The following is a 15,474-nucleotide window of genomic DNA, read 5'->3' as shown; positions in this document are numbered from 1 at the left end:
GTCGCGATCCCATGGCTCCCATGCGGAGATGTGCCATGAACCAGACCCCACCAGCGGCCAGCGAGTATGTCGAGTTCTGGAACGACACCCTGGCCGAGAAGTTCGACCGTTTCCAGAATATCCTGATGAATGGCCTGAGCTACCATAGCCGGATCCCCCTCGACCACCTCTCCATCACCCCGGGCAGCCGGGTCCTCGATGTCGGTTGTGGTTGGGGCGATACCGCCATCGAGCTGGCTCGCCGGACCGGTCCTCGGGGCGAGGTGCTGGGCCTGGATTGCGTCGAGCAGTTTCTCGAGGATGCCCGACGACGCGCCGCGGCGGCGGGCATCGACAACGTCACCTTCGTGGCCGCCGACGTAGAGCGCTACCCCTTCGAGCCGGACTACGACCTGTGCTTCTCGCGCTTCGGTATGATGTTCTTCGAGCATCCGGTGCCGGCCATGCGCAATCTCCACCAGGCCCTGAAGCCGGGCGGCAAGCTGATGTTTATCGTCTGGCGCGATATCGCGGACAACCCCTGGCTTGGCCTGCCCAAACAGGTGGTGCTGGACTTCCTGCCGCCCCCCGGCGAGGGCGCCCGCAGCTGTGGTCCGGGGCCCTTCTCCATGGCCAATCCCGAGGTGGTCACCCAACAGCTGGAGATCGCCGGCTTCGAGAGCATCGCCTTCGAGCGCAACGACGGCCCCGTGGAGGTGGGCGACTCGGTGGAGAACGCCATGCGTTTCCAGCTCGCCCTGGGACCGGCCGGCGAGGTGTTCCGCGAGGCGGGGGAGGAGGCCGAGCGCCAGCGCCCCGAGATCGAGGAGGCGCTGCGCCAGGCCCTGGCCCCCTTCGAGAAGGCGGGCCGTATCGTCATGGGTTCGAGCTCCTGGACGATTACCGCGCTCAAGCCGGGGGGCGCCTGAGCCAGGCCGGCCCGACCATCCGCGCCCCGGCTTGAGGAACTCGATGACGCGCCGGCATATGGGACCATGATCGATGGCGGCAACGCCGGTTCGGACCACAAAATGGCGAGGCAGGAGGCATGAGCGAATATACGGACTACCTGCAGGATGTCTTCATGCTGCTTGGTCCGATCGCGGCGCGCAGGAGGTTCGGCGTGCCCGGCATAACTCCTCGTAAACTGCCCATCCTCCTCGATGCGTGCCTCGCGGGTCATGCCTTCCGGGCCGTTACCCGGATTCTCGATGGCCCGGGCGTCCAGCGGACGCCGCCTTCCGCGACTTCCCGTCGAATTGATCGAGTCGCCTGGCGTGAGGCGGCCCATTGCCGAGACGCCCGGAGCGAGGGCGGTTCAACTCAGTGTCGGCGGGTTCTGCTGGTTGGGCGGCACGATGCCCAGGCGCTTCATGCGCCGGTAGATGGTGGGGCGTGACAGCCCCAGTTCCCGGGCCACGGCGCTGACATTCCACTGCTGGCGACATAGCGCCCGGTAGAGCAGGTCCTGTTCCAGCGGGCGCGGGGCCGACGCCGGCGGGCGGGCGTCGTCGTCGACCGCGGTGGTGGGGCGCCCGGCGCCAGGATGCGCCAGCTGGCCGTGGAGGCACTCCTCCGGCAGGTCGCCGACCACCACCTCCTCGCCGTCGCCGGTGGCCAGGGCATAGCGCAGGGCGTTGTGCAGCTCGCGGATATTGCCCGGCCAGGGGTAGGCGAGCAGGGCGCTGATGGCGTCGCCACGCAGCCGTGCCCGGCCGCCGCGCTCGTGGTTGAGCTCGGCGAAGATCTGGCGGATCAGGTAGCCCTTGTCGGCGCGCTCGCGCAGCGGTGGCAGGCGCAGGCTGGCGCCGTTGAGGCGATAGTAGAGGTCCTCTCGGAAGCGCCCGGCGGCGATCAGCTCGCGCAGGTCGCGGTGGGTAGCGGCGACGACCCGCAGGTCGACCTTGATGGGGCGGCTGGCGCCGATGGGTAGCACCTCCTGCTCGGCCAGCACCCGCAGCAGCCGGGTCTGCAGCTGCAGCGGCATGTCGCCGATCTCGTCGAGGAAGAGGGTGCCGCCATCGGCCTGGGCAATCAGCCCCTTCATGCCCTGGCTGCGGGCGCCGGTGAAGCTGCCGGCCTCGTGGCCGAAGAGCTCGCTCTCGATCAGCGATTCCGGCATCGCGGCGCAGTTGATGGCCACGAAGGGCTGGTCGCGGCGCCGGCTCGAGTCGTGCAGGGCCCGGGCCATGCGCTCCTTGCCGGTGCCGGTCTCGCCCATCACCAGGATATTGATCGGCTCGTTGCGCAGCCGGGCGGCCCGGGTCAGGGTGTCACGCATGCTGGGGTCATCGTCGGCCAGGGCCTCCAGGGGGGCCAGGCTGCTGTCGCGGCTCGGCGTCGCGCCGCCGGTCGCGCGGCGTGGCGGCTCGATCAGGGTGGCGAAGTGAATCTCCCTGTGGCGGCGGGTATGGAAAGCCTGGACCCGATCGTCGCTATGTCGGGGAATGGCCATGACCTCGTCGACCCGGGCATCGAGCAGATCCTGGATATTCCAGGCCTTGAAGGGGCGGGCCTCGCCGCCCTCGGGCAGCGGCAACTCGTGGTGGCGCAGCAGCTTGCGTCCGGCGGTATTGGCCGCCACCAGGCTGCCGTCCTCCTCGAGGGCCAGCAGGTAGCGGCGATTGATCTGCACGAACTCCCGGGAGCGATCCAGGCAGACGATGGGGTGATCGCCATAGCGCTGCAGGAAGTAGGCATCCTCGATCATCTTGGCGGTGTATTTCACCAGTTGCAGGGCGAAGGTCTGGGAGTCCTTGGTGGCCGGCGACTGGTAGGCGGAGATATCGAGCACCGCCAACAGGCGGCCGTGGGGGTCGAAGATCGGCGCCGCCGTGCAGGTCAGGCGGATATGGTGAGCGCTGAAGTGATCGCTGTGGTGGCAGGTCAGCGCCGTGCGCTCCTGGATGCAGGTGCCCACCGCGCAGGTGCCGGCGTGGGCCTCGCTCCAGTCGGCGCCGAGAAAGAGGCCGGTGCGCTGGTGTTCGCGCTGGTCGGCTTTGGCGCCGAGGAACTGCACGGCGATCCCCCGGGCATCGGTGAGCAGCACCACATAGCCCAGCGGCGCCACCTGGCGATAGAGCTGCTCGACTCCGGCGCGGGCCACCTGCAGTAGGTCGTCGGCCTGGTCCTGATGCTCGCGCAGGGTGGCGCCGGGCACGTAGCGGGCCGGGCTGGGACGGGCCGGGTCGAGGCCGTAGCGGTCGATGCAGCGCCGCCAGGAGCGCTCGATAATGGCCGCGTCCCCCTGGCTGCCGGGGCGATGCAGGGACTCGAGAATGGTCTCGACATGCTGGCGTTGGCTCAGGCTGGCGGTCATGGCGTGCCTCTGGTCGTTGTTATGTCTTCAAGGTAAGGGGCGGTCCTCCGAGTCGAGATACGACCTTGGTCGAGCATCGTTACACCTGTAATGGGTGGCGCCGGGACAGCTGTCACACCCGTTCGCCCTGGCGTTACGCCTTGGGCGCCCCTTCAACTCATCACTCTTCCTGAATTTTTCATTTTCATCAAATAGTTAGCCCTCTTCTTGGCCAGGTTGGCACGAAAGCTGCCATGGCATGGGCGTGGCCGCCGGATCGGTGGACCTGCCAATAACAAGACGAGGAGTCACGCCATGACCGCTTCTCCCCGGGTGACGCTGAGCCGTCGCCGTTTCCTCTCCCTGACCGGGGCCCTGGCCGCCGGCGGCCTGGCGCTGGGCGCCACCGGCCTGTGGCCGCGCTGGGCCCTGGCCGAGCCCGCCCTGGCCCGCCGCCTGCTGCGCCTGGGCCGCGATATCTACCCCCACGAGTCGATCGAGGACCGCTATTACCTGGCGTCCCTCTCACCCTTGCTAGAGGAGCAACGCGACGCGGTCGCCACGGGGCTCGACGACCTCGATCGGCGCGCCCGGGCCGCCCATGGCAGCGATTATGCCGGGATCGAGGATGACGCCGAGCGTGAAGTCTTGCTGCAGGAGATTCAGCACACGCCGTTCTTTGCGCAGGTCAAGGGCAACCTCTTGATGGGGATCTACAACAACCCGGACCTGTGGCCCCTGTTCGGTTATGGAGGCTCCTCCTGGGAACAGGGCGGCTACCGCCACCGCGGCTTCGATGCCACGCCGGACTGGCTGTGATCGGGCACGGGTAACGATGCGATGCGAACAAGAGAAGGGCAAACGCTATGAGCAGGCAATTCGATCTGAATGACGACGGCCTCGTGGTGATCATCGGCTCCGGCGCCGGGGGCGGAACCCTCGCCAATGAACTGGCGCAAAAGGGCATCCGTTCGGTGGTACTCGAGGCCGGCAAGCGCTTCACCATGGAGGATATCGAAAACGACGAATGGGGGATGTTCAACAAGATCAGCTGGCTGGATCAGCGCAACCTGGTGGGGCCGTCGCGTCTGGCCGAGGACTTTCCCCATCTGCCGGCCTGGATCGTCAAGGGGGTCGGTGGTTCCACCATTCACTGGGCCGGCGTCGCCATGCGTTTTCAGGAACACGAGTTCAAGATGAAAACGCTCAACGGCGCCATCCCCGGTGCCAATGTGGAGGATTGGCCGCTGTCCCTGCAGGACCTCGAGCCCTATTACGCCCTGGCGGAACGAAAAATGGGGGTATGCGGCACCGAGGCGACCGGCATGCCTTTTCATGGCAAGAGCACCCACTATCAGGTCATCGAAGCGGGGGCCAATCGAATCGGCGCCCGCTGCGAGCAGGCGCACCTGGCGATCAATACGCGGCCATTCGACGGGCGGGCGCCCTGTCAGGTCACCGGCTTCTGCATGCAGGGCTGCCGCTTCGGTGCCAAGTGGTCGACCATGTATACGGAGATTCCCAAGGCCGAAGCTACCGGTAATGTGGAAGTCAGACCCAACTGCATGGCCCTGAGAATCGAGCATGACCGGGACGGCAAGGCGACCGGTGTGCTCTATGTCGATGCCGATGGGGTGGAGCAGTTCCAGAAGGCGCGTCTCGTCGCCGTGGCAGCCAATTCCATCGAGTCGCCGCGCCTCCTGCTCAACTCCGCCTCCAGCTTGTTCCCCGATGGTCTGGCCAACTCCTCGGGCCAGGTAGGCAAGAACTACATGACCCATGTCACCGGGGGCTCCTATGCGGAGTTCGATCATCCGGTGCATATGGAGCGCAGCACCGTGGTGCCTGGCATCGTCAAGGAGTGGGATGACAACGACCCCTCTCGCGGTCATGTCGGTGGCTATGAGCTGGAGGCCCTGCATCTGGGGCTGCCCTTCATGGCGGCGTTCCTGGACCCGGGGGCAGCCAATGGCTGGGGACGCCAGTTCGCCCGGTCCATGGAGAATTACAGCCGGATGGCGGGCTTCTGGATCTGCGGGGAAGACCTCGCCCTGGAGACCAACCGTATCACCCTGCATCCCACCGAGAGGGACCCGTACGGCTTGCCGGTGCCGGTGGTGCACAAGGCGGATCACGACAACGATACGCGCATGCGCAACCACGCCTATCGGATGTCCAAGGAGCTGTTTACGGCCATCGGTGCGCACCATGTGAATGACCTGCCGCCCTATCCGGCCAGCCACAATATGGGCACCAATCGCATGCATGCCAATGCCCGCGATGGCGTCGTCAATCAGTGGGGCCAGTCCCACGATATCGATAACTTGTTCATCTCCGACGGCAGCCAATTCACCAGCAGTGGCACGGAAAACCCGACCCTGACCATCGTTGCCTTGACGATTCGTCAAGCCGAATACATTGCCGAGCGCATGACGCGCGGCGAGCTCTAAGAGGAGTGATTTCCATGCAACCGACAGCCGAACAGCGGCGCTGGATGTACCGCCATATGGTGCTTAGCCGCTACCTCGAGGAGCGTATCGAAGCGCTCTATATGGAAGGCAAGACCCCGGTCTTCAACATGGCCAAGGGCCCCATTCCCGGGGAGATGCACCTCTCCAACGGCCAGGAGCCCTGTGCCGTGGGGGTCTGCGCCCATCTCACGGCGGACGATATCGTCACCGCCACCCACCGTCCCCACCATATCGCCGTGGCTAAGGGGGTCGACCTGGACGCCATGGTCGCCGAGATCTTCGGCAAGGCCACCGGGCTCGCCGGCGGTCGCGGCGGCCATATGCACCTCTTCGACGGCGCGGTGAACTTCTCCTGCTCGGGGATCATCGGCGAGGGCCTGGGCCCGGCGGTGGGGGCGGCGCTCTCGCGCCAGATGCAGGGCAAGCCCGGGGTGGCGGTGGCCTTTATCGGCGAAGGCGCGGCCAACCAGGGCGCCTTCCACGAGGCACTGAACCTGGCGGCGGTGTGGCAGCTGCCGGTGGTCTTCGTCATCGAGGACAACGCCTGGGGCATCTCGGTGGCCAAGCAGGCCTCCACCGCGGTGCCGCGCAATGCCACCCGCGCCGACGCCTATGGCATGCCCGGCCATCACGTGGCCGACAACGACGTGGAGGGCGTCTATGCCGCGGCGGGCGAGGCCATCGCTCGGGCTCGGGAGGGCCTGGGGCCGAGCCTGATCGAGATCGAGACGGTGCGCCTGGCCGGCCACTTCATGGGCGACGGCGAGGACTACCGACCCGAGGGCGAGAAGGCAGGGCTCACCGATCCCCTTCCTCGCTATCGCGCGGCCCTGCTCGCGGCCGGGGTGCTCGACGAGGCGGGGGATGCCGCCCTGGTGGCCGAGGCCCATGAGCGGGTCGAGGCGGCCATCCGCTTCGCCCAGCAGAGTGACTTCCTGCCGCCCGAGGCGGCGCTGGAAACCGTCTTCGTCTGAGGTGAGTGATCAATAACAACCAAGGAGATAGGCCATGAATACCATGCAGGCAGCGGTCTGGCACGGCCAGCGGGACGTGCGGCTGGAGCGCGTTGCGGTGCCCGAGGCGCCCTCCCCGGGTTGGGTCCAGGTACGGGTCAGCTGGTGCGGTATCTGTGGGTCGGACCTGCACGAGTACCTGGCCGGCCCGGTCTTTATCCCGACCGGCACGCCTCATCCCCTGACCGGGATCGAGGGGCAGTGCATTCTCGGTCATGAATTCTGTGGCGAGATCGTCGCCGTCGGCGCGAACGTTGAGGGGCTGAGCCCGGGGCAGCGGGTCGTGGCGGACGCCTGTCAGCACTGTGGCGAATGCGACTACTGCACCAGTGGGCAGTACAACCTCTGCGAACACCTGGCGTTTACCGGACTGATGAACGATGGCGCCTTCGCCGAGTTCGTCAATGTTCCGGCCAACCTGATCTACCCCTTGCCCGACCGTTTCCCGCTGGAGGCGGGAGCGCTGGTGGAGCCCCTGGCGGTGGGCATGCACGCGGTGCACCAGGCGCGGGGCATCGAAGGCCAGACGGTAGTAGTGCTCGGCGCCGGCACCATTGGCCTGTGCACCATCCTGTGTGCCAAGGCCGCCGGGGCCGCCCGTGTCCTGGTGCTGGAGATGTCGGCGGCCCGCAAGGCCAAGGCCCTGGAGGTGGGCGCCGACCGCATCATCGATCCCCAGGAGTGCGATCCCATCGAGGCGATCCGCGCCGAGACCGGTGGTTATGGCGCCCAGGTGGCCTTCGAGTGCATCGGCCACAAGCACACCGCCAAGCTGGCCATCGACAGCGTCCGCAAGGCGGGACGAGTGGTGATGGTGGGCATTTTCGAGGAGCCCAGCGAGTTCAACTTCTTCGACATCGTGGCCACCGAGAAGGAAGTGGTCGGTTCGCTGGCCTACCAGGGCGAGTTCGGCGAGGTGATCCGCCTGATCAGTGATGGCGTGATCGACGTCCAGCCCCTGATTACCGGGCGTATCGGTCTCGACGAGATCATCGATCGGGGCTTCGAGGAACTGGCCAATCACAAGGATCGTAACGTCAAGATCATCGTACGGCCCGGGCAGACGGGCCGCCAAGCGGGAGAACAGCAATGACTACTGCGACCAAGAGCGCCAGCCGCAAGCTGACCACCGCCCGGGCCATGGCCGAGGCCACCGCCCAGGAGATGCGCATCGATCCGCGGGTCTTCGTGATGGGCGAGGACGTGGGGCCCCTGGGCGGGGTCTTCGGCAATACCCGCGGCCTCTTCGATGAGTTTGGGGCGGAGCGGGTGCGCGATACGCCGATCTCCGAGACCGCCTTTATCGGCGCCGCCGTGGGGGCCGCCTCTGACGGCATGCGCCCCATCGTCGAGTTGATGTTCGTCGACTTCTTCGGCGTGTGCATGGACGCCATCTACAACCTGATGGCCAAGAATACCTACTTCTCCGGCGGCAAGGTCCCGGTGCCCATGGTGCTGATGACCTCCACCGGCGGTGGCTACTCGGATGCTGGCCAGCACTCCCAGTGCCTCTACGGCACCTTCGCCCACCTGCCGGGCATGAAGGTGGTGGTGCCGAGCAACGCTTTTGATGCCAAGGGGCTGATGACCGCGGCGATCCGCGACGACAACCCGGTGGTCTTCATGTACCACAAGGCGCTGCAGGGCATGGGCTGGCTGGGCACCGAGAAGGGGGCCACCGTGGCGGTACCGGAGGAGGCCTACACCGTGGAGATCGGCAAGGCCGCGGTGACCCGAGAGGGGCAAGATCTGACCCTGGTCAGCCTCGGCGCCGGCGTGCATCACTGCCTGCGCGCCGCCCAGGCCCTGGAGGAGGAGGGCTTCTCCGCCGAGGTGATCGACCTGCGCAGCCTGGTGCCGCTGGACCGAGACACGGTGCGCGAGTCGGTCGCCAAGACCGGGCGACTGATCGTGGTCGACGAGGATTACCACAGCTATGGCGTCAGCGGCGAGATCATCGCCAGCGTCGCCGAGCACCCGGGGTGTCGCCTGCGCGCCGCCCCCAAACGGGTGGCCTACCCGGATATTCCCATTCCCTTCGCGCCGACCATGGAGCAGTGGGCGCTGCCCAATGCCGACAAGATCGTCGCCGCTTTCCATCAAATGCTGACCGACAACTGAGGAGAGACCCCAATGACGACCGACATTACCGTACCCGCGGACCTCTGGGAGGGCGAGACCGAAGGCGTGATCACCGCCTGGCTGGTCAATGACGGGGCCGAGGTCGCCCAGGGTGACCTGGTCGCCGAGGTGATGGTGGAGAAGGCCCAGTACGAGATCGAGGCACCGGTCTCCGGGCGGCTCAGCATCACCAAGGAAGAGGACGAGGTGGTGAGCAAGGGGACCCTGATCGCTACCCTACAAGCCTGAGGAGGTTCGCCATGCGACTCGACACCCAGGAGACCGTCGCCCCCGAGGGGGCGGCGGCCGCCACGGCGCCGATCAAGCTGCGCGGCATGCGCGGCATGATCGCCGCGAAGATGCTGCAGAGCCTGCAGCAGTCGGCCCAGCTGACCCATCACGCCAGTGCCCGACTGGATGCCCTGCAGGAGCTGCGCGATCATTGCCGGGGGCGGGGGCTCGCCGTGCCCTCGCTGCAGGATCTGCTGCTGCGCCTAATCGTCCAGACCCTGGGCGATTTCCCGGCCCTCAATGCCACCCTGGAGGAGAACTGCATCACTCGGCATGCCGCGGTGCACCTGGGCCTGGCGATTCCGCTGCCCGATGACCTGCTGGTGGCCCCGGCGCTCTTCGATGCCCCGGTCCTGCGCCTGGGTGAGCTGCCCGAGGCGCGCCGGGCGCTTACCGAGCAGGCGCGCAATGGCCAGCTCGGCGTCAAGGCGCTCACCGGCGCGACCTTTACCGTCACCAACCTGGGGCGCTCCCGGGTGCACCACTTCACGCCGCTGCTCAACCTGCCCCAGGTGGCAATCCTCGGCATCGGTGGTGTGGAGTCCCGGGCCGTGCCAGACTCGGACGGCTGGCGCGCCGTGGAGGTGATCGGCCTATCGCTGACCTTCGATCATCGCGCCGTCAATGGGGCGCCGGCGGCGGCCTTCCTCGATGCCCTCTGCGCGCGTATCGAGGGGCTCGCCGCCGATGCCTTCGACCATGAACTCTGACGCGGAGCTCGACCATGACGCCTGCCTGTTCCCTGGAGCGCGACTCCCAGACCCTGCACCGTCCCAGTGTGGCGGAGGGCTTGGCCCTGGAGGAGGCGCTGCTGGAGTCGATCTGTCACGGTGAGGGCGACTTCGGCCTGGTGGCCTGGTCGCCCCAGGATCGTGCCCTGGTGATGCCGCGTCGCCACGAGCGTCTGGAGGGCTTTCCCGAGGCTCGGGCGGCGCTCGCGGCCCAGGGGTGGCCGATCCAGTTCCGCTCCACCGGCGGTACCCCGGTGCCGCAATGTCCGGCGGTGATCAACGTGGCCCTGGCGCTGCGCTGCCGGGTCACCGGCTCCGCCGCCCACCTGGAGTGGGGCTACCGGCGCCTGGGGATGCCCTGGTGCGACTGGCTGAGTGAGCTGGGCGTGACGGCCCCCAACCTCGGCGAGGCGCCGGGAGCCTACTGCGATGGGCGCTTCAATGTGCGCATCGGCGAGCGCAAACTGGTGGGCACCGCCCAGCGCTGGCGGCGGGTGCGGGGCTGTCGCGATATGGCGATGCTGGCCCATGGCGCCATGCAGGTGGGGGAGACCCCAGAGACCCTGGTCGGCGTGGTCAACGCCTTCCAGGCCGCCATCGGCGACCCGGAACGCTTCTCGCCGGCCAGCCATATCGCCCTCGGCCAGCTGCTGCCGGAGGCGCGGGTCGAAGCGGCCTTGCCCGGGCTGCTGGCGCGCCTAGCCGAGGACGCCTAGGAGGTGATGCGCCATGAGCGATTATACCGGCTATCTCCGGGACGTCTTCGTCGCCTTCGGGCCGATCACGGTACGGCGGATGTTCGGGGGCTACGGCCTCTACCACGATGGCCTGATGTTCGCCCTGGTGGCCGACGAGACCCTCTACCTGAAGGTGGATGCCCAGAGCCTGGGCGACTTCGAGGCGCAGGGGCTCGAGCCCTTCGTCTACGTCAAGGGCGGACGACCGGTGAGGATGTCCTATTATCAGGCCCCGGCGGCGATCTTCGAGGACGAGGCACTGGCCGCCGACTGGGCGCGGCGGGCCTTCGCGGCCGCCCTGCGTGCCAGGGCGGAAAAGTCATAGCCGAGAGATCAGGTGGGCGGTCGCCAGGACCTGGCCAGTTCGATGACGGCATCGATGGCGGCCCGGGCCTGGGGGCTGTTCTTCCAGCAACTGGAACCGACCAGTCCCGCGGCTCGGGTCACGATCTCGTCGGTACCCGCGGCGGCGAGGCGGGGCAGGGAGTCATAGCCCAGTTGCTCCAGCCGGGTGAGCACGGTCGGGCCGACGCCCCTCAGGGCCAGCAAGGCATCGCGTTCTTGAATGCCAAAGGGCATGGGACTTCCTCCGTGATAGTCTGAGATAGAGGCGCTACTCCTCCGGCGGCCCCTTGAGCTCGATGGTATTGCCTTCCGGGTCCTGTAGGTAGATCGAGGGGCCATACCCCTCGGCGCCGTAGCGTCGCCGGGTCTCGCCGGCCTCGATGCCGTGGGCGGCGAGGTGGCGGCGTATGGCCGTCTCGTCGAAGGGGGCCAGGCGCAGGCAGAAGTGATCCAGGTTGTGGCCGTCCCGCGCTTGTGACGCCCCGCCGTGGGGGGGCGGCCCGCCGCGGCGGCCCAGAGGGCCGTCTACGGGCACCAGGTCGATCAAGGCATCGCCGGCGCGCAGCTGGATCAGGCCGAGCTCGTCCTGGCGCTTCTCCAGCACGCAGCCCAGCACCTCGAGATAGAAGGTCAGCATGGCCTGCTCGTCACGGATGCGCAGCACCAGATGGTCGAGGCCGCGAATGGGCAGGCTCATGGCGCCTCCTGTCAGCGATCCGAGCGGTTATCCTCCAGAATATGTGTCAATCCGGCGCACGCCACCAGGGGGTCGTCACCATTGACCACCACCTGGGTATGCCCCAGCACATAGCCCTTGCCGGTGATGGTGTTCTCCACCACCTGGTGTTCACCTTCCCGATGGGTGCCGGTGAAGGTGCCGATAAAGCCGGTCTCGCGCAGCGAGACGGTTTCCAGGCGGTCACCGGGCCGGATGCGCCCCTCGTGGTGCATCAGCGCCAGGCGCGCCGAGGTGCCGGTGCCGGTGGTGCTGCGGCAGATCACCCCCGGGTGCACATAGGTGGCGGAGCGGGAGCGATAGAAGTCGTCGCCGACCCGCTCCACCGGGCCCATGAAGTGCAGGAAGGGCAGGGGCCCCACGTCGCCCAGGGTGTAGTGGGAGAAGCCCCGTTCGGCCTGGATCGCCTCGACGATCTTGTGGGCGCAGTCGGCAAGCGCGCGCTCCTCGTCGCGGCTCAGGTCGAAGCCCAGCTCGGCCGCCTCCACCAGGGCGTAGAAGCCGCCGCTATAGGCCACCGAGTAGGTAACGTCACCCACCTCCGGCACATGGATCGATGCCCGATGGGTGTCGATATAGCTGGGCAGCCCCTCGCAGGTGATCGCCTCCACCACGCCGTTCTCCACCCTGGCCTCGATGGAGACCAGGCCCGCCGGCGCCTCCAGCTTGAAGCGCTGGACGCCCTCGCGCTTGGGCAAGATACCGGCTTCCAGCACCGCCGTGGCGGTGCAGATGGTGTTGGAACCGGAGTAGATGGGGTAGCCCATCACCTCCATGATGATATAGCCCGCCGCCGCCTCCGGGTCGGTGGCCGGCACGATCAGGTCCACCGACATCTCGGGGATGCCGTAGGGCTCGAAGAGCAGTAGCTGGCGCAGGCCGTCGGCGTCGTCGCGCAGGTAGTGCATCTGCTCGCGCACCGTGGCGCCGGGCAGGGGCGTGATGCCGCCCAGCACGATGCGGCTGACGTCGCCGCCGGCGTGGGTGTCCATCATCTGGAAGGTCAGCGGGCGGCTCATGCGGAGGGCTCCTGGAGGGAGGACGTCAGGGCGAAGGGGGCACCATGCTCGTCCCATTGAGCGTCGGGGACGATCACGATCTTGCCGAGGAAGTTGCTACCACGATTGACGAAGTAGCGCTCGGCGGCGTGCAGCTCGGAGAGCGGGAAGGCGCCATGCAGCACCGGCTTGAGCCGGCCCTCGCGGATCCAGGCGATCAACTGTTCGGCCTCCTCGCGGGTGCCGTGGGAGACGCCGAAGAGCTGCACCTGGTAGAGGTAGATGCGCGTCCACATGATCTCGCTCACATTGCCGCCGCTGGCCCCGGCAATGGAGAGCCTCGGGTAGCTGGTGCGGGCCCGCATGTCCTGGATCATGGTGTCGATAAAGCGGTCGGTCATCTCGCCGCCCACCAGGTCCATCACCGCGTCGATGGGGGCGCCGCCGGTGGCCCGAAACACCCGCTCGACGAAGTTCTCCAGGTCGCCCCGGTCGATCACCGACTCGGCGCCCAGGGCCAGCAGCGCCTCGGCCTTCTCCGGCTGGCTCACCGCATAGGGAATCGCCCCGACGATGCGGCACAGCTGGATCAGCGCCGTGCCCACGCCGCCGCTGGCGCCGCTGACCAGCACCCGCTCGCCGGCGGCGACCTTCGCCGAGGTCATCATATGGTAGGCGGTCTGGTAGGAGCACATGCCCATGGCGGCGAGTTCCGCATCACGCAGCTCCGGGTTGGGCACATGATGGAACTGGTCCGCGGGCAGGGCCACGTACTCGGCATAGCCGCCGTCGGCACCGTGACCGTAGTAGTCCGGGGTCAGGTTGATATCGCGCCGGGCATCGGCATAGAGGTTGAAGTCGAGTAGGCCGCGCTCGCCGATCCGCCCAGCGTCGACGCCGTCGCCCACGGCCACCACGCACCCGGCGATATCGGCGCCCTGGATGCGCGGGAAGGTCAGGGTCGGCTCGCCGCCCATGGCGAAAGAGGTGACGTCGCCCTGCTCCTTGGTGGGGTAGAGTCCCTCGCGGGCCTTGCGGTCGGTGTTGTTCTTGGCGGTGGCGGTGACCCGCACCAGCACCTCGCCCGGTCCCGGCGTGGGCACGGGAAGGTCGTCGCGATAGACCAGTTTGTCCACGTCGCCATGGCCGGTGAGCACCATGGCGGCCATGGTGGCGGGAATCGCCTCGGGGGAGGGGGTGTCGTGCATCGGCGTGCTTCCTGAGTTGGGTGAATACCCTGCTGACGATAGCAGAGCGGCTCGGGCGCACCGATGGGGATTTTTTCGGTTTGCGGGGCGGATTCGCCGGGAATTTTTTGTTCGCCGCCGGGGCCGCTCAGCGGCCGGAGACTCCCAGCAGCAGGTGGTCCTCGATGGGCACGAAGCGGCTCGCCGACTGGATCAGCGCCTGGGCGGTAAAGCGTGGCACCCCATACACCTCCACGGTCTTGCCGCGGGCCTGGCGCAGGTGGTCCACCAGCAGGGCGAAGTCGCCATCCCCGGAGGCCAGGATCACCACCTCGGCCGCCTCGGCATGAAGCATCGCATCCAGGGTGATGCCCACGTCCCAGTCGCCCTTGGCCGAGCCGTCGGCGCGCTGGATAAATGGCTTCAGGCGCACCTCGAAGCCGATGCCGCGGAGGATGTTCTGAAACTGGCGCTGCTTCTCGTCGCCCCGGTCGATGGCGTAGGCGATGGCCCGGGTCACGCGGCGTCCCCGGGTGGCCTGGGCCCAGAAGGCGTTGTAGTCGAAGTGACGCCCATAGGCCTGGCGGGTGGTGTAGTAGATATTCTGCACATCGACCAGCAGCAGGACGGGGGTCATGGGGTGTCCCAGTGGGTGGCGGGGTGGTGCCGCCACGGCGGCGCCTCGGTGACCAGGGTGCCTCTTCGACAGGCGATTGACCAGTCCCGAGGGTGAGGAAGGCGCCGCCGAATGCGGCGGCGCGGCCGATGACCCAGGGATCAGTGGCGTGGATCCCAGAGGCGGCTCGGCATCTCGGCTTCATAGCCCATGCCATGGGGAACGCTGACCAGCTCGAGCTGCATGCCCCAGGGAGCCATGAAGTAGACCCAGGTCAGGCCTTCCATGGGGCCCTCGGTGAAGGTCTTGGGCCGTCCGAGGACCTCGACTTCCTGCGCCTCCAGGTAGGCGACGGCACTCTCCATGTCATCCACATAGAAGGCGATATGGTGGCCCCCGATATCGCTGTTGCGGGGTTGCTCGAGGCGCTGATCCGGGGCCGTGTACTCGAAGATCTCCAGGTTGGTGCCATTGCCACAGCGCACCAGGTGCGCCGCCGGAATGGTCGCCTGGGGATGGACATCCAGGTTTTCGCTCATCCAGTCGTCATCGAAGGGGCCGAAGGGGCCGATGGTGAAGAAGGCCTCGCAGCCGATGACATCGACGAAGAACTCCACCGCGGCCTGGCGGTCGGGCACGGTAAAGCCGAAGTGCTGGGTACCGCGCATGCCGGGGAGGTCGGCGAAGGTCAGCTGGCTGGCCAGCAGTAGCGATAGGGTGGTGCACTTGAGGGGCAGCTTGCAGGACATGGCATGACTCCTTGTTGTGAATTATCGCGTTGCCACTGGATGTCCACGATTGGCGCATCCGGGAGGAGAGGAGCAAGCGGCATGCCAGCCGGGTAGGGAACTCGAAGGGATTGAATAATTTATTTATTTACAATGAGTTATAATAAGCGTCCCGAGGCGCCGAGGGGCCGGGCCGTGACAGCTGTGATGTAACAGCTGTCAC

17 protein-coding genes are annotated in these 15,474 nt (G+C 67.2%); 10 read left to right on the top strand and 7 right to left on the bottom strand.

Annotated elements, in window-relative coordinates:
* The first annotated feature begins 35 nt into the window (after positions 1 to 35).
* Positions 36 to 908: a class I SAM-dependent methyltransferase gene (locus tag HPA02_RS14800; RefSeq protein ID WP_146803978.1), complete on the top strand. Its 873-nt coding sequence runs from the start codon at positions 36 to 38 to the stop codon at positions 906 to 908.
* A 389-nt stretch (positions 909 to 1,297) separates the two neighbouring features.
* Here HPA02_RS14800 and HPA02_RS14790 read toward each other — a convergent pair whose 3' ends face one another.
* Positions 1,298 to 3,298: a sigma-54-dependent Fis family transcriptional regulator gene (locus HPA02_RS14790; protein ID WP_146803977.1), complete on the bottom strand. Its 2,001-nt coding sequence runs from the start codon at positions 3,296 to 3,298 to the stop codon at positions 1,298 to 1,300.
* A 294-nt stretch (positions 3,299 to 3,592) separates the two neighbouring features.
* On the opposite strand from HPA02_RS14790, the gene HPA02_RS14785 reads away from it, so the two are divergent.
* The 9 genes from HPA02_RS14785 to HPA02_RS14745 are packed head-to-tail and all read left to right on the top strand — an operon-like array spanning position 3,593 to position 10,966.
* On the top strand, positions 3,593 to 4,096 hold the full coding sequence (locus HPA02_RS14785) for a twin-arginine translocation signal domain-containing protein (protein ID WP_146803976.1): 504 nt from the start codon (positions 3,593 to 3,595) through the stop codon (positions 4,094 to 4,096).
* Between the two features lie 47 nt (positions 4,097 to 4,143).
* Positions 4,144 to 5,727: a GMC family oxidoreductase gene (locus HPA02_RS14780; RefSeq protein ID WP_146803975.1), complete on the top strand. Its 1,584-nt coding sequence runs from the start codon at positions 4,144 to 4,146 to the stop codon at positions 5,725 to 5,727.
* A 14-nt stretch (positions 5,728 to 5,741) separates the two neighbouring features.
* On the top strand, positions 5,742 to 6,722 hold the full coding sequence (locus HPA02_RS14775) for a thiamine pyrophosphate-dependent dehydrogenase E1 component subunit alpha (protein WP_146803974.1): 981 nt from the start codon (positions 5,742 to 5,744) through the stop codon (positions 6,720 to 6,722).
* Positions 6,723 to 6,756: 34 nt separating this feature from the next.
* Positions 6,757 to 7,854 carry a 2,3-butanediol dehydrogenase gene (locus HPA02_RS14770; protein ID WP_244945932.1) on the top strand — a complete coding sequence of 366 codons (1,098 nt, stop codon included), beginning with the start codon at positions 6,757 to 6,759 and terminating at the stop codon, positions 7,852 to 7,854.
* Entirely contained in the window at positions 7,851 to 8,882 is a 1,032-nt protein-coding gene (locus tag HPA02_RS14765; RefSeq protein ID WP_146803973.1) for an alpha-ketoacid dehydrogenase subunit beta, read from the top strand. The genes HPA02_RS14770 and HPA02_RS14765 overlap by 4 nt, the downstream gene beginning before the upstream one ends.
* Positions 8,883 to 8,894: 12 nt before the next feature.
* Positions 8,895 to 9,131, top strand: a complete 237-nt coding sequence (locus HPA02_RS14760; protein WP_146803972.1) for a biotin/lipoyl-containing protein — start codon at positions 8,895 to 8,897, stop codon at positions 9,129 to 9,131.
* 11 nt (positions 9,132 to 9,142) lie between these two features.
* Entirely contained in the window at positions 9,143 to 9,883 is a 741-nt protein-coding gene (locus tag HPA02_RS14755; RefSeq protein WP_146803971.1) for a 2-oxo acid dehydrogenase subunit E2, read from the top strand.
* 14 nt (positions 9,884 to 9,897) lie between these two features.
* A complete protein-coding gene (locus HPA02_RS14750; protein WP_146803970.1) occupies positions 9,898 to 10,620 on the top strand; it encodes a lipoyl protein ligase domain-containing protein in 723 nt (240 codons plus the stop codon).
* A 13-nt stretch (positions 10,621 to 10,633) separates the two neighbouring features.
* Positions 10,634 to 10,966: a TfoX/Sxy family protein gene (locus tag HPA02_RS14745; RefSeq protein WP_146803969.1), complete on the top strand. Its 333-nt coding sequence runs from the start codon at positions 10,634 to 10,636 to the stop codon at positions 10,964 to 10,966.
* 8 nt (positions 10,967 to 10,974) lie between these two features.
* Here the strand turns inward: HPA02_RS14745 and HPA02_RS14740 are convergent, their stop codons facing one another.
* The 6 genes from HPA02_RS14740 to HPA02_RS14715 all read right to left on the bottom strand — a co-directional run bounded on the left by HPA02_RS14740 (position 10,975) and on the right by HPA02_RS14715 (position 15,272).
* The gene (locus HPA02_RS14740; RefSeq protein WP_146803968.1) at positions 10,975 to 11,220 is read right to left on the bottom strand and encodes a helix-hairpin-helix domain-containing protein; all 246 of its coding nucleotides are present in this window, start codon (positions 11,218 to 11,220) and stop codon (positions 10,975 to 10,977) included.
* A gap of 34 nt (positions 11,221 to 11,254) precedes the next feature.
* Positions 11,255 to 11,683 carry a VOC family protein gene (locus HPA02_RS14735; RefSeq protein ID WP_146803967.1) on the bottom strand — a complete coding sequence of 143 codons (429 nt, stop codon included), beginning with the start codon at positions 11,681 to 11,683 and terminating at the stop codon, positions 11,255 to 11,257.
* Positions 11,684 to 11,694: 11 nt separating this feature from the next.
* Positions 11,695 to 12,741: a proline racemase family protein gene (locus HPA02_RS14730; RefSeq protein ID WP_146803966.1), complete on the bottom strand. Its 1,047-nt coding sequence runs from the start codon at positions 12,739 to 12,741 to the stop codon at positions 11,695 to 11,697.
* Complete coding sequence (locus HPA02_RS14725; protein ID WP_232341062.1) at positions 12,738 to 13,928, bottom strand: alcohol dehydrogenase catalytic domain-containing protein; 1,191 nt, start codon at positions 13,926 to 13,928, stop codon at positions 12,738 to 12,740. Before HPA02_RS14725 ends, HPA02_RS14730 begins: the two co-directional genes overlap by 4 nt.
* 127 nt (positions 13,929 to 14,055) lie before the next feature.
* Entirely contained in the window at positions 14,056 to 14,544 is a 489-nt protein-coding gene (locus HPA02_RS14720; RefSeq protein ID WP_146803965.1) for a LabA-like NYN domain-containing protein, read from the bottom strand.
* A gap of 140 nt (positions 14,545 to 14,684) precedes the next feature.
* On the bottom strand, positions 14,685 to 15,272 hold the full coding sequence (locus HPA02_RS14715; RefSeq protein WP_146803964.1) for a VOC family protein: 588 nt from the start codon (positions 15,270 to 15,272) through the stop codon (positions 14,685 to 14,687).
* Positions 15,273 to 15,474 lie beyond the last annotated feature (202 nt).

This window comes from Bisbaumannia pacifica (assembly GCF_007989625.1).
Lineage (GTDB): Bacteria > Pseudomonadota > Gammaproteobacteria > Pseudomonadales > Halomonadaceae > Bisbaumannia > Bisbaumannia pacifica.
The sequence above is the reverse complement of the archived record's forward strand: the minus strand, read 5'-3'. Positions and strand labels throughout refer to the sequence as shown.